Origin of the sequence: Chelatococcus reniformis, from assembly GCF_014640075.1 — a bacterium.
GTDB classification, from domain to species: domain Bacteria; phylum Pseudomonadota; class Alphaproteobacteria; order Rhizobiales; family Beijerinckiaceae; genus Camelimonas; species Camelimonas reniformis.
The window spans coordinates 332361-353761 of record NZ_BMGG01000010.1 but is presented as its reverse complement, the minus strand read 5'-3'; the positions used below and the strand labels follow the sequence as shown (position 1 = coordinate 353761).

The window sequence follows — 21401 nt, the reverse complement described above, 5'->3', positions numbered from 1 at the left end:
CGTTTGATACAGATTGTCAAGCGCACCTCGACCGGTGCTCTCTGCCCGCGTCGGCGCAGGTTCTAGCCAAGCGGACGCTCTGGCCCACGACACGCATGTCGCAGCCGGACGAGATCATCCAATTGCAGCGAATGCTGCAGTCTCTGAAAGGAGGCCGCGGCCGGCCGACGTCGCAACCCCGGCAGGGCGCGCTAGCGCGGCACCTCGATACGCTTGGCGGGCTGTTGCGGCACCTGCACCGCGGCCGGCGTCGAGTCGGGGCGCTGCTTGGGCAGGTATTGCGCGGCGCGGGGCTCCGATGGTGGAGTCGGCAGCGATTCCTTCGGCAGCACGCCCTCGGGACGTACCTTCCCGGCATTGCAGGCGGCCAAGGCGGTGAGAGCGCCAATCAGCACCAGTCGGACCCACATCGTCATCGCTCGCTTGGCCTTCCACCATTGTTTCGGCGCGGCAGCCGCCGCCCGGCCTCCACATGGATGACGGCCGGCCTCAATTCAACACGGGCGGCAAGAAGCCGCGCTCACGCTGGACGAACGGCGCCGCGCGCGCGCTCCAGAATTCCCGGCACCAACTCGACGCACAGCACGCGCGCGGGATCGACAGGGCCGGGCAAGCTCAGCTGACCGGGCGTCACCGGCTGGAAGCCGAAGCGACCATAATAGGGCGGATCGCCGACCAGCAGCACCAGGCCTTCGCCAGCGTCGCGCCCCGCCGCCAGCGCCGCGCGGATCAGTTCGCCGGCGATGCCACGCCCCTCGAAGGCGGGCTCCACGGCAAGCGGGCCCAGCAGCAGGGCCGGCACGTCACCGGCGATGACGGAGGACAGGCGCACCGAGCCGACGAGCAGGGTGCCGACCAGGGACGTGAACGACAGGTCGGCCCGGTGGGCGCGGCCCTCTCGCAGACGGTAGGCCGTGCGCGCGTAGCGGCCGGGCCCAAACGCCCGTTCATGCAGGCGCTCGATCTGCTCGGCGTCGATGGGACGCTCATGGCGCGTCGTCAGTTGAAGGTCGGTCATGGACTCGATCGGCCGGAAGGCCCGGCGCTTACCATGACCGCGCGCTCCCCGTCCATGGCCGAGGCCCTCAGATGGCGAGCGCACCCTCCTTGGCACGCGCATAGCGGTCCCCGACCTTGCCCCAGTCGACGATGTCCCACCAGGCCTTGAGGTAGTCGGCGCGGCGGTTGCGATAGCTGAGGTAATAGGCGTGCTCCCAGACGTCGTTGCCGAAGAGCACCCGCTGCCCGTCCATCAGGGGCGTGTCCTGGTTGGGTTTGGTAACGAGGGCCAGCCGACCCTCCCGACTGACCGTGACGAAGACCCAGCCCGAGCCGAATACCTTGGCGCCGGCGGCGTCGAAGCTCTCTCGGAGCTTGGCGAAGGAGCCGAAGTCCGTGTCGATGGCGCCGGCCAGGTCCCCCTTGGGCTGCCCGCCGCGGCCGCCCATGATCTCCCAGAACATGGAGTGATTGGCATGGCCGCCGCCATTGTTGCGCACGGCCGTCCGCACCGCCTCAGGCACCTGCTCGAGCTGGGCGAGAATGACGTCGAGGGGCTTCGCCGCCCAGGCGCCGCCGCCCGCAGCCGCCTCATTGAGCGCCTTGACGTAGGCGCCATGGTGCTTGTCGTGATGCAACTCCATCGTCTCGGCATCGATCACGGGCTCGTTGGCGCGCGCGGCATAGGGGAGCGGCGGCAACGTGAACGGCATGGCGGGCGCACGGCCCGCGGTGGCCGCCGGCTGGGCCAAGGCCCCCCCGCCGAGCGCCGTGGCGGCGACGACCGACGCGCCGATCAGGAAGCCGCGCCGGCGCTCGTCGAGCAGGGTATCGTTGGCAGATTGCATGAGGATCCCTCCTGACATCGCAGTGTGCCCCGAGACGAAGTCGCGGGCGTGAGCAACCGTTCCACACCTGCTGGTGCCCCGTCGCCACAGGGGCGCGGCAAATGCGGCAGACGCATGCCATGGGACGGCCCGGCCGTTGACCGGGCTGCGTGGCAGCCCCAAGACTAACGCATGGGCCGGGGTTGCGGACAGCATCAGCAGCGGAACATCGCACGGAGCATCCTTGCTTTCGTTGCGCTCTACGCGCTCGTCGCGCAGACGCTGCTCGCCTCGGCGATCCCGGCCTTTGCCGCATCCGTGGCGCCGGGTCTGCCGCAGGCGGTGCTCTGCGCCCATGACCCGACGCAGGCGGCCGATCCGCCACCGGCCGGCCACGCCGGCCACGGGCTGCACGCGTCGTGCTGCACGGCGGCTTGCCCGTTCGCCGGCGCGCTGCCGCCGCCGGAGCCGGCCGCCACGGCGCTCGCGCCGGCGCGCGGCTTCGCCGCGATCGCATGGCAGCACCAGTCCGGGCCGGACCGGGGCGGGCGCGCCTCAAGCCCCTTCTCCGCACGCGGCCCGCCGGGCTGAGACGCGACGAAGCCTCGTGCTTCGTGGGCCGGACCTCCCGCAGCGCCATGCGCGGCGGCGACGTTCGGCCGTGTGTCCGCCGTCCGTCGACCATCCGCGACGTCTCGATCCCGGCCGAGCCTCGGCCCGTCGGGCGCGCCCGGAGCCCTCCATGTTCTCCATCCCTCTGCGCGCCGGCGCCGCCGTCGTGCTGGCGAGCCTCGCCGGCACGGGCGCATTCGCCCAAGACGTCACCCTTCCGACCATCGATATCAGCGGCGGCAGCACCGCGACCGGACCGGCGGCAATGCCGGCCGCCGGCGGCTCGCTCACGGTGCCGAGCGTCGCCGAGCAGAAGCGCGCGCTCTACCAGAGCGCCGGCTCGGTCTCGTTCGTCGACGAGAAACAGTTCGACAACACCTATTCCAACAACCTGCGCGACGTCCTCAAGGACACGCCCGGCGTCTACGTGCAGGAGCGCTACGGCCAGGAGCTGCGGCTCTCCGTCCGCGGCTCGGGCCTCACCCGCGGCTACCATCTGCGCGGCCTCGACATCCTCCAGGACGGCATTCCCGTGAATGCCGCCGACGGCAGCGGCGACTTCTATCAGATCGATCCGCTGGCCGTGCGGACGGCCGAGGTCTATCGCGGCGCCAACGGGCTCTTCTACGGCACCTCGACGATCGGCGGCGCCATCAACTTCACGACGCCCACCGCCTACACCGCGGAGGCGCCGAACGTGCTGCGCATCGACGGTGGCAGCTTCGGCGCGCTGCGCGGCAACGTGCAAATGTCGCGCATCTCCGGACCCTTCGATGCGCTGGTGAATGCGACCGTGAGCCACGCCAACGGCTTTCGCCAGCACGAGACGCAGGACTACAAGCAATTCAACGCCAACCTGGGCTACCGCATCAACGAGAACGTCGAGACCCGCTTCTATTTTGGCTTCTATGACACCGACCAGAAGCTGCCCGGCTCGCTCTCGCTGTTCAATGCCCTGCGCTTTCCCAAGATGGCCAGCCCGGCCGCGATCAGCGGCAACCAGGCGCGCGACGTGCTGAGCGAGCGCATCGCCAACACCACCACCATCCGCTTCGACGTCGGCCAGCTCGACATTTCGACCTGGGCCATCCACAAGAACCTCTACCACCCGATCTTCCAGGTGATCGCCCAAGACGGCTGGACCTACGGCATCGCGCCCCGCTACACGGCGAGCTTCGATATCGGCGGCTTCAAGAACGACCTGATCGTCGGCGGCCGCGCCTGGGGCGGCAACAACCTGGCGCGCCAGTTCGTCAACGTGAACGGCAACAAGGGCGCGCCCACCGTCAATGCCCGGCAGGACGCCTATAACCTGGAGGGCTACGCCGAGAACCGCTTCTGGGTGCTCCGGCAACTGGCGCTGGTGGCCGGCGTCAAGGTCTTCAACGATCTGCGCGACTACACGCAGCTCTACAACGCGTCGGCCAAGAACCCGCGCCAGCGTCAGCAGGACGACGCGCGCTACGCCGGGGTCAACCCGAAGTTCGGTATCCTGTGGCAGGCGACGCCGGACATCCAGGTGTTCGCCGACATCGCCCGCAGCACCGATGTGCCCGATTTCACCGACCTGACCCAGGTCTTCACCAACTCCACCACCTTCGTCCCCTTGCAGGCCCAGCGTGCCTGGACGGCAGAGGTGGGCACGCGCGGGCGCTGGGACCGGCTGAGTTTCGAGGTGACGGCCTACCGCTCCATCCTGCGCGACGAATTGCTCAACTACACCACCAATCCGAACGTGCCGGCGGCCACCTTCAACGCGCTGCACACGCGCCACCAGGGCATCGAGCTGGCGGTCGGCTACGACCTCCTGCGCGACGTTACCGGCATCGGCGACAAGCTGACGGTCCAGCAGATCTGGACCTACAACGATTTCCGCTTCGTCAACGACCCCTACTACGGCAACAATCGGCTCGCCGGCATCCCGACCAACGTGCTGCGCACCGTCGTATCCTACAGCCGGCCCGACGGCTTCTACGTCTCGCCGAACGTCGACTGGGTGCCTACCGGCGCCTATGCCGACTATGCCAACACGCTCAGGGCACCGGGCTACGCCCTGCTCGGGGTGCAGGCGGGGTGGGCCATGCCCAATGGCATGACGTTCTTCGTCGACGCCCGCAACCTCACCGACAGAAGATACATCAGCGACCTCTCGACGGTGACCAACGCCCAGACGCTGCCGGCCTCGAGCCTGGCGATCTTCTACCCCGGCAACGGCCGGTCTGTGTACGCGGGCCTCCGCTATGCGTTCTGAGCGGAGCCTCGGATGCCGGGCTGCGGTTCAAGCGGCGGAGTTAGAGGCCAGCAACACCATCGAGCTCGTTGATGATCAGCGCCGATTGCTCGTTCCTGGCGATGCGCTGGGCCCTCAGGCCGGTGCGCGCCCAGCGGCGCGCCTCGAACAGCCTTTGCGCGCGGTGGCAGCCTTGGCCGACTCCGCGTCGCGCACCGCTCGCGCCTCAAGGTCAGCAGGGAATTCGACCGTCGCGCGCCGTTGCGCTCCGCCTCGATGCGGACCCAGACAACACTCAAATTCAGCCACGACCTATCTCCAGTGAGTTTCGTTAATTGGCACCAACATTGAAGGGTGCGCCCGCTGGATAAGCAACGTAGTTACGCCGAAGATACGACATGACCTCGGCAACTTCCGTACTCTCTATCTGTTCCTCGAAAATGTATGCACCCAACCCAGACAATATTATTAGTGATGCACAACGAAGAAATTTATCACTTCCAGATTCATGGAAATTAAAGCCGATAACATACATGATTTCCCCATCGACGCTCGGCACCAAGACACTTCCGCAATCCTTTGTCTTAAGCAGATTATCGTATAGATATTTAGAAACGACTTCGGACAACCCCCCTCTTGAGAAATAGGAAGGACCTGACGATTTGAGATCCTCGTAGAATTGACGATCAACATAAACTATAAAGTTCTTTTTTACATCTCTGCTAATGTGACTCCTACATATCTAGTCATACCATAGATCATTCCAGCAATGAAAGCTCCCGCCCGCGGATCTTTGTCGCCCGAAACGAAGAGTGATATAGGACGACGCCACATTGGCATGGCAGGTCTGGTGAAGCGGCCTTCGCTAAACCTCTTCACCTCTGCGGCGGGATAGGCAAACGAGACCGGCTGAGGCCCTCGCCTGTAGTGCGTAGCAATCATCCCGGGAACGATGATAAACAATATGATACCGGCCGCGATGACGCTCCATCGTGTGGTATTTTTTGACCTCATTGGCTTCTCATCCTCACGTTGCCCCCTATTTGCCCTCGTTCATAACTGGATTCTGTTCTCGCTGTGATCCGTCCTGGACCGGGTTGCAAACTCGTTGGGGGTGAGGCCAAGGCTCGTATGCGGCCGATGGGCGTTGTAGCCCGTTCTCCATTCCTCGATCAGCCTGCGAGCGCTGGGCAGGTTGCGGAACATGTGCTCGTTCAGGCATTCGTCGCGCCGGTGGGTCTCACCCAGCATCGCCCGCAGCCCGTCCTCATGGGCGGGAATGGCGACGAGGTGCACGTGGTTCGGCATCAGGCACCACGCGATCAGCTGCGTTCCGGCCCTGGCATAGAACGACAGCAGATCGAGATAGGCGCGATAGTCGTCTTCCCCGAAGAACACCTGCTCGCGCCGGTTGCCGCGCTGCGTCACGTGATGGGCCAAACCGGGCACAACGACACGGGCGATGCGAGACATCTGCCAACCATCATTTAGTAAACTGTCACTGTATTTGTATCGCTGGGAATTGTATCGCTGGGAATTGTATCGCTGTATTTGGACCTTTGTGTAACGTGAGTATTACCAGCCGGGCGCCAGCGATAGCAAATCGCGCATGAAAGGCGAGTCGTTCTCAAGCTTTGATATAATCCAGCGAACCATCGACTTATCTATATTCGCGGGGAGCCCCTTATAATCCCATGTGACGTAAGGCGTCTTAACGGTCATGCCGCTGCTCCAAGTACGACTTCAACTCTAACCACGATCTAAGGAGCCTTTCCCGACCTGAAGGATCACTTCCGGCCGTGATAGAAGGCAGGCAGGTCGGCAAGGCTCCAGCGAGCTTGGCTCGATGCCCTCGTTGATTCGATCTTTTCCGCGTCTCGGCCGGGAGGAATGGTATGATTGCATCGCTGCCATAGAACACGTTGAATGTGTATCTCTGCTCTACCGGATCCGCCTCGCTCTCATACGACATGAAGACTCGTCGCCTCATACCATCAACACTATCAGTTACGTAAAATTCAACTATGTAGCGCCAGAGAAGTGAGGAAGGATCCCCCTCACGGTTCTTCGGCATTTTTGAAATTTTTGCGGCACGATAACGACCGAAGAAGGCACTCGGAAAGGACGAAAAACGAACAATAGCGTTGTACCGGTACTCTGGATTGACGTCAGCGCACTGCGCCGCCATCGATGATTCGCTTGCGACTACACAGATGAGGATCCAAACGAATGAGTATACGGCTAAAAGCCTCATCGCAGATCCCCAAATAAAACACTCAAAGTTCTCGCTTGCTGGTCTGCCGAGGCCGATTTGAGGCGCGCAGTTTCTATCATGGTGCTAGCGGCAACCGATACCGCCGCGCCGCGCGCGGCGGCGCTCCGCTTATTCGTCTCACGTGTGAAGGCTCCCCAGCCCATTCGCGCGTAGGTAGCATGCGGCGAGCCATTGCGTCCGGCGAAAAGCGCGTCAAGGGATGCTAAAGTTATAGTTTTAATTACTAAATATCGTGTGCGTGTGAAGCGGCTCCCCCTCGATGTTCTCGCTCTGTCCGCCAGGCCTGGGCCAACGCCTTGCGATAGCGAGCCGGCGGCAGGCCGAATTCGCGCTTGAAGGCCCGAACGAACGCAGCCTCCGACTCGTAGCCGACTGCCAGCCCGACCTGGAGCACGGTGTCCTTCGTCGTCTGGAGCCGGCGCGACGCCAGTTGCATGCGCCAGCGCGCCAGGTAGGTGAGGGGCGCTTCGCCCAGATAGCGGGTGAAGCGTTCGCAGAGCACGGAGCGGGAGGCGCCGATGTCTCTCGCCAGCCGGTCGGCGGTCCAATGCGCGGCGGGCCGTCGGTGCAGGAGCGCCAGCGCTGCGCCCGCGATCGGGTCTCGCGCGCCCGCCAGCCACCCCTTGGCGTCCTGGGGGAGAACCTTGATGTAGCAGCGCAAGGTCTCGATGAACAACGCCTCTGCCATCTTCGACAGCAGGATGCTGTGGCCGGTCTGACCCAACTGGCTTTCCGAGACCAGATAGCGGATGGAATTCTCCAGCCAGGCTCCAGTGCCGTTGGCGCGGATGTTGACCTTGAGCGTGGTGGGCAGGCCGGCGAGGAACGAGCGTTCCGCCTGCCGCTCGCATCCCATGAACCCGCATACGAACTTCGTCGCCGTCCCGCCCCCGCCCCAACGCAGCGTGTTCAACTGACCGGCCACGTGTTTGCTGAGCGACTTTGCCCCGTCGAAGGCGATGTCGGGCGTGCCGTTGCAGAAGGTGTGGGCTTCCCCGTGGGGGATGATCACGATCTCCCCGGCCTCGACCGACACGTCCGGCTGGCCTTCGATCTTCACCCAGGCCTTACCCTCGGTCACCAGGTGATAGTTGATGATCCGTTCGGTTCCCGGCGCCAGTACCAGCGCCGACTGCCGAGCCAGCGGTGCTGCAAAGCTCCAGGGCGCGGTGAATTCGGCGTCGAGAAAAATCGCGCCGGTCATCCGCACCGAGCTCAAGGCCTCCGACAATGCGTCCATCCGATCCTCCTGCCCGCGTGCAGAGATCAGGCGGCACAAAGTCCCGGACGATCGGCAAACTTTCCTGCGGCCACGCCATGCGAGCCTGGCTGCGGGGAACGGGTCGCACCTCTTGAGCCACCACCTCTTCTTTAGCACGCGGCGGGACGGCGCAGAACCCGGCGGGCGGCCGTTCGCCGACCGGATTGCCGATGGAGAATGACGATGACCGCGGGGTCCGAAGAACAACTACACGCCTTCGTCGGCAAGATGCTCGGCGACCTCGGCGGCGCCTTCAGCGTTCCGACCACCCGGGTCGGGTTTCGGCTGGGCCTGTTCGATGCTCTTTACCGCGATGGGCCCGCGACACCGAAGGAACTGGCCGAGCGCACTGGCGCCCTGGGGGAGCGCTATGTGCGCGAATGGGCCATGGCGCAGGCGGCCAACGGCTTCATCACCTTCGATGCGCAGGAGAACCGCTTCAGCCTGTCGCCGGAGCAGGCGATGGTGTTCGGGGTCAAGGACAGCCCCGTCTACCTCGCCGGCGCCTTCGATCTCGTGGCCGCCATGATCGAGGGCGAAGCCAAGGTCGAGCAGGCCATCCGCAGCGGCACGGGTGTGCGCTGGGGGGACAGCGCCGGTTGCCTGTTCTGCTCCGTCGGCTCCTTCTTTCGCCCCACCTATGTCAACTCCATCGTGCAAAGCTGGATCCCGGCGCTCGACGGCGTCGAGGCCAGGTTGAAAGAGGGGATCAAGGTCGCCGACATCGGCTGCGGCGTCGGCTTCTCGACACTGCTCATGGCGCAGGCCTATCCCAGCAGCAGCTTCGTCGGCTTCGATTTCCACGAGCCGTCCATCGAGGAGGCGAGGCAGCACGCCGCTACACATCGATCGTCCGGCAACGTCCGCTTCGAGACGTCGGCTGCCAAGAGCATCGGCGAGCGGGATTTCGATCTGATCACGATGTACGATTGCCTGCACGACATGGGTGATCCCCGGGGCTGCGCCGCGCACATCCGCTCGCTCATCAAGACGGACGGGACGTGGATGGTTGTCGAGCCCATCGCCGAAGACCGGCCGGAAGCAAACCTGAACCCGGTGGGCCGTCTCTACTACAATGCCTCGACCATGATCTGCCTTCCCACATCCCTCGACCAGGAGGTCGGGGAAGGTCTCGGCGCCCAGGCCGGCGAAGCCAAGATCGCCGAGGTCATATCCGGGGGCGGCTTCTCGCGCGTGCGCCGCGCGACGCAGGGCCCGTTCAACATGGTGATCGAGGCGCGGCCTTGAGCTGGAGCGCGGCCCGCAGGAGAGAGACGCGGCCGGCACCGACCTCGCGTTCTCGGCTCGACACCGGGCGGGCGCCCGGCCACTTGTTGATCCAATCAACATCCTCTAATGTTGATCAGATCAACACTGTGGCCGATGCGAATGCCAACCGAGAACGACGCACACGACATCGCGGCCTTGCGCGCCTTCAATCGGGTCTACACGACCCGGCTCGGGCTGCTGAATTCACGCCTCGACAAGAGCCCCTTCACGCTGAGCGAGGCGCGCATCCTCTATGAGCTCGCCCACAGGACCGATCCGACGGCGGCGGAACTCGCTCGCGCCCTTGGTCTCGACCGGGCCCAGATCAGCCGCACGCTGAGGCGGTTCGCCGAGCGGGGACTGGTGGAGGCCCGAGAAGATCCGCGGCACGGCCGTCATCAGCTGCTGTCGCTCACGCAAGCCGGCCGTGCGGCGTTCACCGCGCTGGAGGGCAACACGCGCGAGGCGGTCGGTGCGCTGCTCGACGCGCTGCCGCCGGCGAGGCGCGCACCCGTGCTCACTGCGGCCAAGACCCTGACACGGATGTTCGAGGCAGACACCGGCCGGGGCGTGTCGCTGCGCGGCCTCAGGCCGGGCGATCTGGGCTGGGTCATCCATCGCCAGACCGTTCTCTACGCGCAGGAATACGGCTGGAACAACGACTACGAAGCCCTGGCCGCACGCATCCTCTGCGACTTCCATCAGTCGTTCGATCCGGCGCACGAGGGCGCCTGGATCGCCGAGCTGGATGACCGCGTCGTCGGTTCGGTCTTCCTCGTGCGCGGAGACACGAGCATGGTGGGAAAGCTCAGGCTGCTCTATGTCGAGCCCGACATGCGCGGCGCAGGCGTCGGCAAGGTGCTGGTCGCCACGTGCATCGAGCGAGCGCGCCAGGCGGGATATCAGCGTCTGGAATTGTGGACCAACAGCGTCCTGACGTCTGCCCGGCGGCTCTACGAGCGAGCCGGGTTCGCACTGATCGACGAAGCGCCGCACCACTCCTTCGGCCACGACCTGGTCGGCCAGACCTGGTCACTGAGCCTCTGATCGCGCCGCCGGCGCTCTCATCGGCCGCATGCTGGCTTTTTGAAGGGTGAACTCACAAGCCGGCTTAGCGTAAGCGATTAATTCCGTCGCCCCTCGTCAATCGTCGCGCTATGTGTGCCGCCAGGGCTTTGCGGTGGGGACGCGCGATGAAGGTGTTTGGGGTTGTCTTGGCGCTGCTGGCCCTCGGGTCCTGGCTGTTCGACATCGGGCCCGTCGAGAGCCCCGAGCGCGCCATGGGTGCGTGCCGTCAGCAATGGATCGAGCAGCTCAAGCCGGACTTCAGCTCGTCCACGCCTGTAAATGTGAGGGATGGCCAATACATCCAGGCCTGCATGAACGCGCGAGGCCACCGGATTATTTCCGGTCCGGAGTGCGCCTCGGACGCTAGCCAGGTCTCCGCCCCGGAATGCTACGAGCGTCTGTTCCTGTGGCGTCGGAGCTGATCGGCAAGCGGTTGGCCCCGTTCAGGCGACGAAGTCCACGGGCTCCCCGGCGATGAAGCGCTCGATGTTGTCGATCACCTGATCGGCCAGGGTGCGGATGGCTTGGGTGCTCGCCCAGGCGACGTGCGGCGTCAGGATGAAGTCGGCGCGCCCGATCACCGCCATGAACGGGTGGTCCGCCGGCGGCGGCTCGGTGGACGCCACGTCGAAGCCCGCGCCGGCGATGCGGCCGCTCGTCAGCGCGGCCACCAGGGCATGCTCATCGACGAGGCCGCCCCGTCCCGTGTTGATGACGAGCGGCCGGCGCTCCATCAGCGCGAATTCGCGCGGACCGATCATGCCACGCGTCTCGGCCGTCAGCGGCGCGTGCAGAGAGATGACGTCGCTGTGCCGCAGCACCTCGTCGAACGGCGTGCGAGGGCCGCCGCTTTCGCCCCTGCGGGCCGCCACCAGCACGTTCATGCCGAAGGCGCGGCCGATGGCGGCGACGGCCTGGCCCAGTGCCCCGTGGCCGATGATGCCCAGGGTGGAGCCGGCAAGGTCCTGGATCGTGCCCTCGAAATAGCAGAACTGCGGGGCGCGCTGCCACGCTCCATCGGCCACCGAGGCGCGATAGGCGAAGAGGTTGCGGCGCAGCGCCAGGATGAGCGCGAAAGTGTGCTCGGGGACCGAGCGGACGGCATAGCCGCGCACGTTGCACACGCGGATGCCGCGCGCCGTGCAGGCCCTGAGGTCGACGACGTCATAGCCCGTCGCGGCCACCGCGATGAGGCGCAGACGGGGCGCATGCGCGAGCAGATCCGCGCGCAGCGGCACCTTGTTGGTGATCACCACATCGGCCTCGGCGATACGCACCGCCGCCTCGCCCTCGCTGCTGCTGGGAAACTCCTCGAGGTGATGGGGGAAGGCCGGACGCCGAAACGGGATGTCCGGAGGCAGCGTGTCGCGATCCAACACGACGATCCGGACGGGATGCTGAGGAAACTCGGGTGCCTGCAAGAGATGGCGTCCTTGTGCGCGAGAGGAAGTGGCGTCGCCCATGGTGGCGGGGCTCGCAATAGCGTTCAAGACCGCGCCGCCGATCGGTGGCACAGGGCTTCTCGTCTTGCGTCTTGGAGAGGGATAGCCGACGGGCATGAACGACATCGTGGAAGAAGCCGAGCCGCAGCGCTGCGTCATCGTCGTGGACGACGCGCTGCCGCCGGGCCGCGCGGCCAATGCGGCGGCGGTGATCGCGCTCACTCTGGGGAAGCGCCACCCCGATCTCGCCGGCCACGACCTGGTCGACGCCTCGGGCGACATCCACCCGGGGCTGATCCCGATCGGCATCGCCGTCCTCGCCGCCCCTGCCCCGCAGCTGCAGGCGTTGCGCGCCAAGGCGCGGGCCGGCACCGTCGACCTGGTGGACTTTCCAGCCCAGGGCCAGCAGACGACCGACTACGCCGCCTTCGGTGCCGCCGTGCGGACGGTCGAGACCGATGCCCTCGCCTATGTGGGCGTCGGCATCTACGGTAGCCGCAAAGCCGTAGGGCGCCTGGTCGGCAAGTACGCCCTGCTGAAGTAGCGCGCGCCGTCCGGCCCGGATACGCTGGGGCACGACGAGCGAACCCATCGTGAGACCGTTGACCGCAAGCGTCGATACCAAGATCTGGCGCGATCCCGCCCTGGGGCACGCCGAGCTGCTGCGCGGACGCTTCAGCGGCTATGCCTATGACGTGCACACACACGGCACGGCCTGCTTCGCGCTCATCACCGATGGGGCCATCCGCATCCGCATGCGCGGCGGCGAGTTCGTCGCCCGCGCGGGCGATGTCTACGCCATCGACGCCGAGGAGCCGCACGCGGGCTGGCCCATCGACGGCGAGGGCTGGCGGCTGCGCACGCTCTATGTGGATGGGGCCGAGCTCGGCGGCCTCGTCGGCCGGCCTGGCTTGGCGCCGGCGCTCGCCGGTCCGATCATCCGCGACCCGGTGCTGGCGCACCTGCTTCAGGCAGTGCACGCGGGCTCGGAGACCGAGGCTCCGCTCCTTGCCCGCGACGGGCGCTACCTCGATTTCGTCACGCGGCTGTTCGCCCGGCACGTCCGCGAGCCGGCGCCCCTCGCGGCCGCCGGCCGCGAGCCCCGCGCCGTCCAGCTGGCGCGGCGGTTCCTCGACCAGCGTCTCGATCGCCACGTCAGCCTCGCGCAGATCGCGCAAGCGGCCGGCCTGCCGCCGTTCCGGCTCTACCGTGCCTTCGCCCGCGCCGTCGGCATGTCGCCGCATGCCTACCAGCGCCAGGCCCGCGTTCGCGCCGCGGCACGCCTCATCCGCCAGGGCCGGCCTCTCGGCGACGTCGCCGCGGCCACCGGCTTTGCCGACCAGGCACACCTCACCCGCAGCTTCCGCCGCACCCTGGGCGTGACGCCCGGCGCCTACCGCAGCGCCTATCTCGACCGCTGAGGCAGGCAGGCTCCGCCCAAAGTCGTGTTCAAGACCGATGGACGGGACCGCTATACCGGTCTGAAGAGGACAGGGAGGCCGCGGCGCCGCCGCGCCGGACAATGATCGCCCGGCCGACGTCCGTCGCTCGCCGCAACGCGCGATGGGGAGGCTGACATGGCGAAGGACGGGCGCGCGCCTGGAACGGCGCGGCGAGCGTGGATCACGGCGGCGACGGTCCTGCTGCTGCTTGGCGCCGCCACCGGCGCCGGCGCGCAAGTGTCCGACGATGTCGTCAGGATCGGTGTCCTGACCGACCTTTCCGGCCCCTACGCCGACCTCTCCGGCAAAGGCTCCGTCGTGGCCGCGGAACTGGCCGCGGCCGACGCGGGCGGCCAGGTGCGCGGCAAGCCGATCCAGATCGTCTCGGCCGACCATCAGAACAAGCCGGATATCGCCTCGGCCGTCGCCCGCCGCTGGTACGAGGTCGAGGGCGTCGACGCCATCGTCGATCTGCCGGTCACCGCCGTTGCCTTCGCCGTCCAGACGGTGGCGCGCGAGAAGTCGCGCACGGTGATGATCACCGCTGCCGCCACGTCCGACTTCACCGCCAAGACCTGCGCGCCGGTGAGCACCCATTGGGCGGACGACACCCACACCCTGACGGCCGGCACCGCCCGGGCGGTGATGCAGCGCGGCGGGCGCGCCTGGTACTTCATCACCGTCGACCACGCCTTCGGTGCCGCGCTTCAAGTCGAAGCCACCAAGGTGATCGAGGCGAGCGGCGGCCGCGTGGTCGGCACGTCGCGCCATCCGATCGGCGCCACCGACTTCTCGTCCTTCATCGTGCAGGCACGCACGTCGGGCGCCGACGTCGTCGCGCTGGCGAGCGTCGGCAACGACTTCATCACTGCGCTCAAGCAGGCGCACGAGTTCGGCCTCGGGACGGGAACGCCGACGCTCACGGGCTTTCTGACCTACATCACCGACATCAACGCGCTCGGGCTGGAGGTTGCCAAGAACCTGACCTTCACCTCGAGCTTCTACTGGGACCAGAGCGATGCGGCGCGCGCCTTCGCCCGCCGCTTCAAGGAGAAGGTCGGCATCATGCCGACCAAGGACCACGCGGCCGTCTACACCGCCGTGCGGCAGTACCTGCACGGCGTCGAGACCGCAGGAACGGACGAGGCGGTGGCCGCCAACAAGGCCATGCGGGCGACGCCCTTCGACTTCTTCGGCCGGCCGGCCTCGATCCGCGCCGACGGGCGCGTGCTGTTCGATGCGACACTCTACCGGGTCAAGACGCCAGCCGAGAGCAAGGCCCCCTGGGACTATTACGAGGCGGTGCGGACCATTCCCCGGGCCGAGGCCTTCCTGCCCATGAATCCGGCCTGCGCCGTGCCGTAGCGGCCGGGTGGCAGACGTGACGCGGCGTCCGTCGCAGCCCGCCGGTGCGCGCAGCACCCCGGACGCTCCTTGACCCCTTCCGGCGAAGAATTTACCCATCGGTCATATAAGAACGATCGACAACAACAGTCGGAGGGGGAGGCCCATGCACGTTACAGATCTGTTCTACATCGGTGCCCAGAATGCGCCCGACGGCACCGCGCTGGCGGGCAACGGCGGCGAGTTCACCTATGCCCAGATGCGCACCGTCGTGAACCGCCTCGCCCACCAGATGCTGGCCGAGGGCTTCTCGACCGGCACGCGCTTCGCCGTCTTCAGCCCCAATTGCGGTCAGGCGCTGATGACCATGATCGGCGCGCTCCGGGCGGGCGCCGCCTGGTGCAACCTCAACCTGCGCAACGCCATCGACGACAACGTCCACATCCTGAGCGCGGGCGGCTGCGAGGTGCTGTTCTACCATTCGTCCGCCACCGCCCAGGTGAAGGAGCTCAAGGCCCGCGTGCCGAGCCTCAGGCGCGTCGTGGCCATCGATCAGGCCGATGCGGAAGGCGTCTTCCTGGACGATTGGATCGCCGGGCAGCCCGACGAGCGGCCCGACTTCCGCGCGCCGGGCGAGGGGCTGGGCATGCAGGGGGCCACCGGCGGCACCACCGGCCGTCCCAAGCTGACCCAGGCCGACAACAACTGGCTGCTGATGTCGGTGCTCGCCTGGTCGACCTGCCTGCATTTCGACGCCCAGCCGGTCAATCTGGCCGTGACGCCCATCACCCACGCCGCCGGCATGGTGGCCCTCGCCAACCTGCCGGTCTCCGGCAAAACGGTGATGCTCGCCACGCCGGATCTCGATCAGGTGCTGCGCCTGATCGAGGAGCACCGCGTGACCACGCTGTTCCTGCCGCCGACGCTCATCTACGCCCTGCTGGCGCACCCCAAGCTGGCTGCGACGGATCTGTCGTCGCTGCGCTACGTGATTTCGGCGGCGGCCCCCATCTCCCCCGACAAGATCGCCGAGGGCGTGGAGCGCATCGGCCCGGTGATGTGCCAATCCTATGGCCAGACCGAATGCGGCTTCCCCCTCACCTTCATCTCGCCGCGGGAGACTGCGGAGGCGGTGCGCGACCCGGCCAAGCGCCACCGGCTGCTCTCCTGCGGGCGGCAATGCCAGACGGTGGAGGCGATGGAGGTGATGAGCGAGGACGGACGGCTGCTCGCCACCGGGGAGGTCGGCGAGATCGTCATGCGCGGCCCCACCGCCATGGCGCGCTACCTCAACGACGAGGCCGCCACGGCGGAGATCCAGACCTTCGGCTGGCACCATACCGGCGACATCGGCTACCGCGACGCAGACGGCTTCTTCTTCATCACCGACCGCAAGCGCGACATGATCGTGTCGGGCGGCTTCAACATCTTCCCCTTCGAGATCGAGACCGCGCTGTTCGAACACCCGGCGGTGCAGGATTGCGCCGTCATCGGTGTGCCGGACCCCAAATGGGGCGAGGCGGTGAAGGCCGTGGTGCAACTGAAGCCCGGCGCCAGCGCCGGCGCCGAGGAACTCATCGCCTTTTGCAAGGACAAGCTCGGCTCGCTCAAGGCGCCCAAGAGCATCGACTTCAGCGACGCCCTGCCGCGCAGCCCGGTCGGCAAGGTGCTGAAGCGCGAGATCCGCAAGCCCTACTGGGAGGGCCACGAGCGCGGGGTGAACTGAGGGGCCGCTCCTCACCACTCCGCGGCGATCGTGGCACCCTCGACAATCTCCGCGAGGCGAGCCCGGGTCGCCGGCGTCGTGTCCGCCGGCAAGGCGTCGATCGCGAAGAAGCCGGTCTCGGCGATCTCCCGGTCCGGCGCGCGCGGGCCTGACTGCTCGAAGGCGCGGACCACGTAGAGCACCACGTGGTCGCGCCGCGAGGCCCTGCCGTTGAAGAACATTCCGTGCAGGTGCGGCTCGCCGGTGAGGACGATGTTGCCCTCCTCCGCCAGTTCGCGCTTGAGGGAGGTCAGCACATCCTCGCCGACCTCGACCCCTCCGCCGGGCATGTACCAGCCGCGCACATAGGTGTGGCGGACGAGGAAGATGCGGCCGTCCGCATCGAACACGGCGCCGCGCACGCCGAGCGTCAGGCCGCGGGCAAAGCGGAAATACGTGTGCAGGGTCCGCCGGACGATGCGTTCAGCCAGCCGGTCTGACATTGGCGCGGTCACTCCCCAAAGCCGGGCTATATCACAGGCGGCGCCCCGGCGGGGGCGCGGTTCGGCCCCACGCTGCGCCCGGCCGCCTGTCGCCCTCCTCCCCGGCGATCGGGGCGACCGGGATCGCATCCGCCCGCTTGTGATCTCCTGAATCACGCCCCGCAATGCGGAAAACGCCCTTCCTGCCGCCGGCCATCCGGGTCATCGTGGGTGGCGTCCTGGTGCTGATCGCCGGTATCCTCATCGGCAACGCCCGCGTGTGGCCCACTGGACGATCAGGGTGAGGACAGCCGGATGGTACTGATCGCCCATCTCTCCGACGCCCACATCGGCCCACTGCCACGGCCGACGCTCGTCGACCTCGCCAGCAAGCGGCTCACCGGTTACGTCAACTGGCGGCGCGGCCGCCACGCGACCCACGACATGGGGGTGCTCGGAGCCATCGTGGCGGATATCACCGCCCACAAGCCCGACCATATCGCCTTCACCGGCGATGTCGCCAACATCGGGCTGGCCGCCGAATTCCCGGCGGCGCGCCGCTTCCTGGAGCGCCTGGGCCCGCCCGCCCGGGTGAGCTTCGTGCCCGGCAACCATGACAACTACGTGCGCAGCTCGGCCGTCCCGCTCTATCGGGCACTGGGCCCATGGATGACCGGCGACGATGGTGTTCCAGCCAGCGCCCCGACGTTCCCTTATGTGCGCCGACGCGACGGCGTCGCCCTGATCGGCGCCAACTCGGCCGTGCCGACGCTGCCGTTCCTGGCCAGCGGCCGGGTCGGAGCGCAGCAGCTGGCGCGGCTCGCCGACCTGCTCAGCGATCTCGGGCGCGAAGGCGTATGCCGCGTCGTCATGATCCACCATGCGCCCTACCGCAGCGCGACCAGCCCGGCCCGGCAGCTGATCGACGCGGCGGCCTTCGAGCGCCTCGTCGCCCGGGTGGGGGCAGAGCTCATCCTGCACGGCCACAACCATCGCATCCAGCTGACGCGCCTCGCCGGGCCCGCGCGGCCAGTACCGGCGCTCGGGGCCCCCTCCTCCTCGGCCTATGCCGGCGCGCGCCAGCATCGGGCGGGCTACCACCTGGTCGACATCACGCCCGACGGCACGCGCTCGTCGATCGTGGTGCGCAGCCGCGGGCTCAAGCCCGGGGGCCAGATCGCCGAGCTGACGGCCCTCGGCGAGATCTCGGCGGCGTGACCTCGGGAGCATGTCTCGCGCGGATGGCGTCATCCGAGCAGAAATGCTCCGAGCTCTTGAAGTCTGGAGCGCTCGATCACACGCCCACGCGCCGCCGCAGCAGCCGCAGCACCGGCTGCTCGAACCACCGGTGCACGGCGAGCGCCGCCGCCACCGCCACAACGAGGCCAACGGCGATGAAGGCCGCTGCCGGGACGTTTGGCGCGAGGTGGGCCGCCACCAGAGCCTGGCTGGCGAAGCGGATGGCGAAGGGGTGCACGAGGTAGAGGGCGTATGACGCATCGCCCAGCGTCGCCAGCGCCGTCTCGAAACGGGGCGGCTTGCCCGGCGCATGGCCGAACGCGGCCGCCACGACCAGCAGGGCGCCGGGGACGCCATAGCCGATGACGTTGCCGAAGGCGCCGAACGCACCGGTCTGCGGCAGGTCGGCATGCAAGGCCAGGAGGGCGGCGACGGCCAGGCCGGCGCGAACGGCCAGCGGCAACCGCACGCCGCGCGCGTACAGGAGCCCGAGCCCCATGCCGAGCACGAACTCCAGCACGATCGGCTGGGTCCAGTAAGCGAGCGGCTCGGGCAGCGGCCCGAGCGCCAGCCCCAGCGCGACAGCCAGCGCCAGCAGCGCCGTGACCGCCGCCACCGCGAGGTGGCGCGGCAGGCCGATCGCGGCGCCGAACAGCACGTAGAACAGCATCTCGTAGTTCAGCGTCCAGCCCAGCGAATAGACCGGCTGCACGAGCCCGTCGGGCCGCGCATAGGGGATGAAGAGGAGCGAGGCGACGACCTGCCAGACCTCCGGACGGGGGCTGTTCAAGGCCTGCGGCGTCAGCAGCATCACCACGAGAAATAGGCCGGTCGCCGCCCAATAGATCGGCACGATGCGGATCAGCCGGCGGCTCAAGAAGACGCGCGACGCCCCCGGGCGGGCGAACAGCCTGGCCGAGCTGAGCACCATGATGAAGCCGGAGATGACGAAGAAGACGTCGACGCCGGCGAGCCACGGCAGCACGTGCGAGGCGCTGAAGCTCCGCCCGTCCTGGGCGACGAGCTGTGCCGCCTCGTGCTGCACATGGTGGATGGCGACGGCCAGCGCCGCCAGCGCGCGCAGGACCTGGAGGCCGAGCAGCGTCGGCTGTCCGCCGGGGGCGGAGGCGACGGCCTTGGACGAGGGCGGAATGGACTTTCTGGTCACGACGCGTTCGGACGGGGCCAGAGGCCCGGAAAGGCGCGCAATGGACTAGACGGCAGCCGCTTTGGCAAGAGCCGGCTGGCCCAAGCGAGCGGCGGAACAGTCGTCGCGCGGCCGCCGTTAGCTGTGGACAGCCAAGCGCGCGGCGCCGGCCATCGGCGTCTCCCCGTATCCCGCCATCGCCGCCCCTGGCCATCGGCTATGGCGGTGTGGCGCGAAGCGACCATCCTGATCCGGAGGACCACATGCCGCAAATCACCCAGGCACGCATTCTCATCCTCGCCACCCATGGCTTCGAACAATCGGAGCTGACGGTGCCGCAGCAGGAGCTGAAGAAGAAGGGCGCGACGGTCGAGCTCGCCTCGCCCGAGGCCGGCCAGATCCGGGGTTGGAACCACACCGACTGGGGCGACAGCGTGCCTGTCGACCTCACGCTGGATCAGGTCGATCCAGCCGCCTACGACGCCATCGTGCTGCCCGGCGGCCAGATCAACCCCGACCTGCTGCGCATCAATCCGGCGGCGCTGGCGATCATCCGGGCGTTCCTGGAGAGCGGGAAGATCGTCGCCGCGATCTGTCACGCTCCGTGGCTACTGGTGGAGCTCGACGCGGTGCGCGGCCGCGACGTGACCTCCTACCTGTCCATCAAGACCGATGTGATCAACGCCGGCGGTCGCTGGACCGACAAGGAGGTGGTCGTCGACCAGGGCATCATCACCAGCCGCAACCCCAAGGACCTCCCGGCCTTCGTCGCCAAGATCGTCGAGGAAGTCGAGGAAGGCCGCCACCGCCGGGCGGCGTGAACGAGCCGGCAGGCGCCTGCGCTTCGCCCGGAGCGCTCAAGCCAGATCGAGCTTGGCCGGCTTGACGGCGGCGAAGACGCGCTGAAGAGAGGCCGCATCAAGGCCGTATAGGCGTTGAAACAGGCCGGCCAGCAGGGCCCGGTAGTCGGTCAGCACCGGATAGTCGCGCTTCTGAAACAGGCTTGCCTCGTCGATGCGGACCTGCGGCCCGGATATACGGCCGCCGTGGATGCCGCCGCCGAGCACCCAATAGGCGCTGCCGTGGCCGTGGTCCGTGCCGCGGTTGCCGTTCTCGCGGAAGGTGCGGCCGAACTCGGAGAGGACCACCACCACCGTGTTGCTCCAGCCCGAGCCGATCTCCTCGACAAAGCCGACGAGACCGCGCCCGACCTCACCCAGCCGGTCGGCCAGGTAGCCGGTCGCCGCCCCCTGATTGACGTGGGTGTCCCAGCCGCCGACATCGACGAAGCTCAGGTTGAACTGCTCGCGCATGAGGCGGCCGATGCGCCGCGCCGCCAGCTCGAAGCCGCGCGGCGACACCGCCCCCCGATCCGCCTGGGCCTGATGGTCCGAGATGGCGTGAAAGACCTCGTCGCGCACCCGGAACCCCTCCGTCACCGCCGCCTCAAGCGCCGAGCCCTGGTACATCGCCGCGATCAGGGCCGCCTGCCGGTCATCGACGCCCGGCTTGCCGACCCGATTGATGGAGACGTTGGGCACGACCTCGCTGCCGCCTCGAAAGATCAGCGGCATCTGGTCGGTGAAGGCGATCGGACGAACGCGCGTCAGCTCCGCCGCAAGACGCGCCATGAAGCCGGACTGGTAGTTGCGTGCCCCTTGCGCGTTTTGGCCGAGCTCGATGGTGTCCTGGGTGCCGAAGTGGCTGCGGCTGAGGTCGTCGGTGCCGGCGAAGGGAACGAACGCCGCCTGGCCCTTGGCGTAGAGCGGCAGGATGGTGTCACGGAGCGCCGGATGGAGGCCCCAATCGGCATCGAGCGCCAGGGCGGCGGCCGGATCGGCCGGGTCGGGCCTGGCGACGGCGAGCCGGGGGCGCGCCTGATAGTAGAAGTCACTGCCGACGGGAATCACCACGTTGGCGGCGTCGTAGGCGCCGCGCAGGAACACGACGAGCAGGCGCACGTCCGTGTGCGGCGCCGCCCAGGCCCGCCCCGCGACGGCGGCGCCCCCGGCCAGGCCCGCGATCAGCTCGCGGCGGCTCATCAGGGCACGGGCCATGG

General features: G+C 67.6%; 19 protein-coding genes and 1 pseudogene. 11 read left to right on the top strand and 9 right to left on the bottom strand.

Going from position 1 to position 21401, the window contains the following annotated elements:
- Positions 1–191 precede the first annotated feature (191 nt).
- The 3 genes from IEW34_RS26140 to IEW34_RS26130 all read right to left on the bottom strand — a co-directional run bounded on the left by IEW34_RS26140 (position 192) and on the right by IEW34_RS26130 (position 1847).
- Entirely contained in the window at positions 192–416 is a 225-nt protein-coding gene (locus IEW34_RS26140) for a hypothetical protein (protein WP_188612156.1), read from the bottom strand.
- A gap of 104 nt (positions 417–520) precedes the next feature.
- Complete coding sequence (locus IEW34_RS26135) at positions 521–1018, bottom strand: GNAT family N-acetyltransferase (protein ID WP_188612155.1); 498 nt, start codon at positions 1016–1018, stop codon at positions 521–523.
- Between the two features lie 67 nt (positions 1019–1085).
- Positions 1086–1847 (bottom strand): superoxide dismutase, encoded by a 762-nt coding sequence (locus IEW34_RS26130; protein ID WP_188612154.1) that lies wholly within the window; start codon positions 1845–1847, stop codon positions 1086–1088.
- A 171-nt stretch (positions 1848–2018) separates the two neighbouring features.
- On the opposite strand from IEW34_RS26130, the gene IEW34_RS26125 reads away from it, so the two are divergent.
- Together IEW34_RS26125 and IEW34_RS26120 are read left to right on the top strand one after the other, a co-directional pair.
- On the top strand, positions 2019–2417 hold the full coding sequence (locus IEW34_RS26125) for a hypothetical protein (protein ID WP_188612153.1): 399 nt from the start codon (positions 2019–2021) through the stop codon (positions 2415–2417).
- A gap of 151 nt (positions 2418–2568) precedes the next feature.
- Complete coding sequence (locus tag IEW34_RS26120; protein ID WP_188612152.1) at positions 2569–4689, top strand: TonB-dependent receptor family protein; 2121 nt, start codon at positions 2569–2571, stop codon at positions 4687–4689.
- 1032 nt (positions 4690–5721) lie between these two features.
- Here IEW34_RS26120 and IEW34_RS30790 read toward each other — a convergent pair.
- Both IEW34_RS30790 and IEW34_RS26110 read right to left on the bottom strand, forming a co-directional pair.
- Positions 5722–5898: pseudogene (locus IEW34_RS30790) on the bottom strand (integrase core domain-containing protein); the annotation flags it as partial.
- 1268 nt (positions 5899–7166) lie between these two features.
- Positions 7167–8183 (bottom strand): AraC family transcriptional regulator, encoded by a 1017-nt coding sequence (locus tag IEW34_RS26110; RefSeq protein WP_188612150.1) that lies wholly within the window; start codon positions 8181–8183, stop codon positions 7167–7169.
- 204 nt (positions 8184–8387) lie between these two features.
- Here IEW34_RS26110 and IEW34_RS26105 point away from each other — a divergent pair, with 204 nt between their 5' ends.
- From IEW34_RS26105 to IEW34_RS26095, 3 genes are all read left to right on the top strand, one after another.
- Entirely contained in the window at positions 8388–9452 is a 1065-nt protein-coding gene (locus IEW34_RS26105; protein ID WP_188612149.1) for a class I SAM-dependent methyltransferase, read from the top strand.
- A gap of 141 nt (positions 9453–9593) precedes the next feature.
- On the top strand, positions 9594–10520 hold the full coding sequence (locus IEW34_RS26100) for a bifunctional helix-turn-helix transcriptional regulator/GNAT family N-acetyltransferase (RefSeq protein WP_188612148.1): 927 nt from the start codon (positions 9594–9596) through the stop codon (positions 10518–10520).
- A gap of 146 nt (positions 10521–10666) precedes the next feature.
- Positions 10667–10963 (top strand): hypothetical protein, encoded by a 297-nt coding sequence (locus tag IEW34_RS26095; RefSeq protein WP_188612147.1) that lies wholly within the window; start codon positions 10667–10669, stop codon positions 10961–10963.
- Positions 10964–10984: 21 nt separating this feature from the next.
- Here the strand turns inward: IEW34_RS26095 and IEW34_RS26090 are convergent, their stop codons facing one another.
- Positions 10985–11962: a D-2-hydroxyacid dehydrogenase gene (locus tag IEW34_RS26090; protein ID WP_244642224.1), complete on the bottom strand. Its 978-nt coding sequence runs from the start codon at positions 11960–11962 to the stop codon at positions 10985–10987.
- Positions 11963–12098: 136 nt separating this feature from the next.
- Between IEW34_RS26090 and IEW34_RS26085 the strand changes: the two genes are divergently transcribed.
- The 4 genes from IEW34_RS26085 (at position 12099) to IEW34_RS26070 (ending at position 16495) form a co-directional block, all read left to right on the top strand.
- A complete protein-coding gene (locus IEW34_RS26085) occupies positions 12099–12527 on the top strand; it encodes a DUF2000 domain-containing protein (RefSeq protein WP_188612145.1) in 429 nt (142 codons plus the stop codon).
- Positions 12528–12576: 49 nt separating this feature from the next.
- Positions 12577–13404, top strand: a complete 828-nt coding sequence (locus IEW34_RS26080; protein WP_188612144.1) for an AraC family transcriptional regulator — start codon at positions 12577–12579, stop codon at positions 13402–13404.
- A 156-nt stretch (positions 13405–13560) separates the two neighbouring features.
- Positions 13561–14790 (top strand): ABC transporter substrate-binding protein, encoded by a 1230-nt coding sequence (locus IEW34_RS26075; RefSeq protein ID WP_188612143.1) that lies wholly within the window; start codon positions 13561–13563, stop codon positions 14788–14790.
- Positions 14791–14935: 145 nt separating this feature from the next.
- A complete protein-coding gene (locus IEW34_RS26070) occupies positions 14936–16495 on the top strand; it encodes a class I adenylate-forming enzyme family protein (protein ID WP_188612142.1) in 1560 nt (519 codons plus the stop codon).
- A gap of 11 nt (positions 16496–16506) precedes the next feature.
- Here the strand turns inward: IEW34_RS26070 and IEW34_RS26065 are convergent, their stop codons facing one another.
- The gene (locus IEW34_RS26065) at positions 16507–16977 is read right to left on the bottom strand and encodes an NUDIX domain-containing protein (RefSeq protein WP_188612141.1); all 471 of its coding nucleotides are present in this window, start codon (positions 16975–16977) and stop codon (positions 16507–16509) included.
- Positions 16978–17271: 294 nt separating this feature from the next.
- Between IEW34_RS26065 and IEW34_RS26060 the strand changes: the two genes are divergently transcribed.
- A complete protein-coding gene (locus tag IEW34_RS26060) occupies positions 17272–18174 on the top strand; it encodes a metallophosphoesterase family protein (protein ID WP_188612140.1) in 903 nt (300 codons plus the stop codon).
- Positions 18175–18250: 76 nt separating this feature from the next.
- On the opposite strand, the gene IEW34_RS26055 is transcribed toward IEW34_RS26060, so the two are convergent.
- Positions 18251–19363: an acyltransferase family protein gene (locus tag IEW34_RS26055; RefSeq protein WP_188612139.1), complete on the bottom strand. Its 1113-nt coding sequence runs from the start codon at positions 19361–19363 to the stop codon at positions 18251–18253.
- 242 nt (positions 19364–19605) lie between these two features.
- Between IEW34_RS26055 and IEW34_RS26050 the strand changes: the two genes are divergently transcribed.
- Complete coding sequence (locus tag IEW34_RS26050) at positions 19606–20163, top strand: type 1 glutamine amidotransferase domain-containing protein (protein WP_188612138.1); 558 nt, start codon at positions 19606–19608, stop codon at positions 20161–20163.
- Positions 20164–20199: 36 nt separating this feature from the next.
- Here the strand turns inward: IEW34_RS26050 and IEW34_RS26045 are convergent, their stop codons facing one another.
- The gene (locus IEW34_RS26045; RefSeq protein WP_188612210.1) at positions 20200–21384 is read right to left on the bottom strand and encodes a DUF1501 domain-containing protein; all 1185 of its coding nucleotides are present in this window, start codon (positions 21382–21384) and stop codon (positions 20200–20202) included.
- Between the last annotated feature and the right edge of the window lie 17 nt (positions 21385–21401).

Coding starts and splice junctions, on each gene's coding strand:
- IEW34_RS26140 (WP_188612156.1), bottom strand. CDS start 416: ATGACGATGTGGGTCCGACTGGTGCTGATTGGCGCTCTCACCGCCTTG.
- IEW34_RS26135 (WP_188612155.1), bottom strand. CDS start 1,018: ATGACCGACCTTCAACTGACGACGCGCCATGAGCGTCCCATCGACGCC.
- IEW34_RS26130 (WP_188612154.1), bottom strand. CDS start 1,847: ATGCAATCTGCCAACGATACCCTGCTCGACGAGCGCCGGCGCGGCTTC.
- IEW34_RS26125 (WP_188612153.1), top strand. CDS start 2,019: ATGGGCCGGGGTTGCGGACAGCATCAGCAGCGGAACATCGCACGGAGC.
- IEW34_RS26120 (WP_188612152.1), top strand. CDS start 2,569: ATGTTCTCCATCCCTCTGCGCGCCGGCGCCGCCGTCGTGCTGGCGAGC.
- IEW34_RS26110 (WP_188612150.1), bottom strand. CDS start 8,183: ATGGACGCATTGTCGGAGGCCTTGAGCTCGGTGCGGATGACCGGCGCG.
- IEW34_RS26105 (WP_188612149.1), top strand. CDS start 8,388: ATGACCGCGGGGTCCGAAGAACAACTACACGCCTTCGTCGGCAAGATG.
- IEW34_RS26100 (WP_188612148.1), top strand. CDS start 9,594: ATGCCAACCGAGAACGACGCACACGACATCGCGGCCTTGCGCGCCTTC.
- IEW34_RS26095 (WP_188612147.1), top strand. CDS start 10,667: ATGAAGGTGTTTGGGGTTGTCTTGGCGCTGCTGGCCCTCGGGTCCTGG.
- IEW34_RS26085 (WP_188612145.1), top strand. CDS start 12,099: ATGAACGACATCGTGGAAGAAGCCGAGCCGCAGCGCTGCGTCATCGTC.
- IEW34_RS26075 (WP_188612143.1), top strand. CDS start 13,561: ATGGCGAAGGACGGGCGCGCGCCTGGAACGGCGCGGCGAGCGTGGATC.
- IEW34_RS26070 (WP_188612142.1), top strand. CDS start 14,936: ATGCACGTTACAGATCTGTTCTACATCGGTGCCCAGAATGCGCCCGAC.
- IEW34_RS26065 (WP_188612141.1), bottom strand. CDS start 16,977: ATGTCAGACCGGCTGGCTGAACGCATCGTCCGGCGGACCCTGCACACG.
- IEW34_RS26060 (WP_188612140.1), top strand. CDS start 17,272: ATGGTACTGATCGCCCATCTCTCCGACGCCCACATCGGCCCACTGCCA.
- IEW34_RS26050 (WP_188612138.1), top strand. CDS start 19,606: ATGCCGCAAATCACCCAGGCACGCATTCTCATCCTCGCCACCCATGGC.
- IEW34_RS26045 (WP_188612210.1), bottom strand. CDS start 21,384: ATGAGCCGCCGCGAGCTGATCGCGGGCCTGGCCGGGGGCGCCGCCGTC.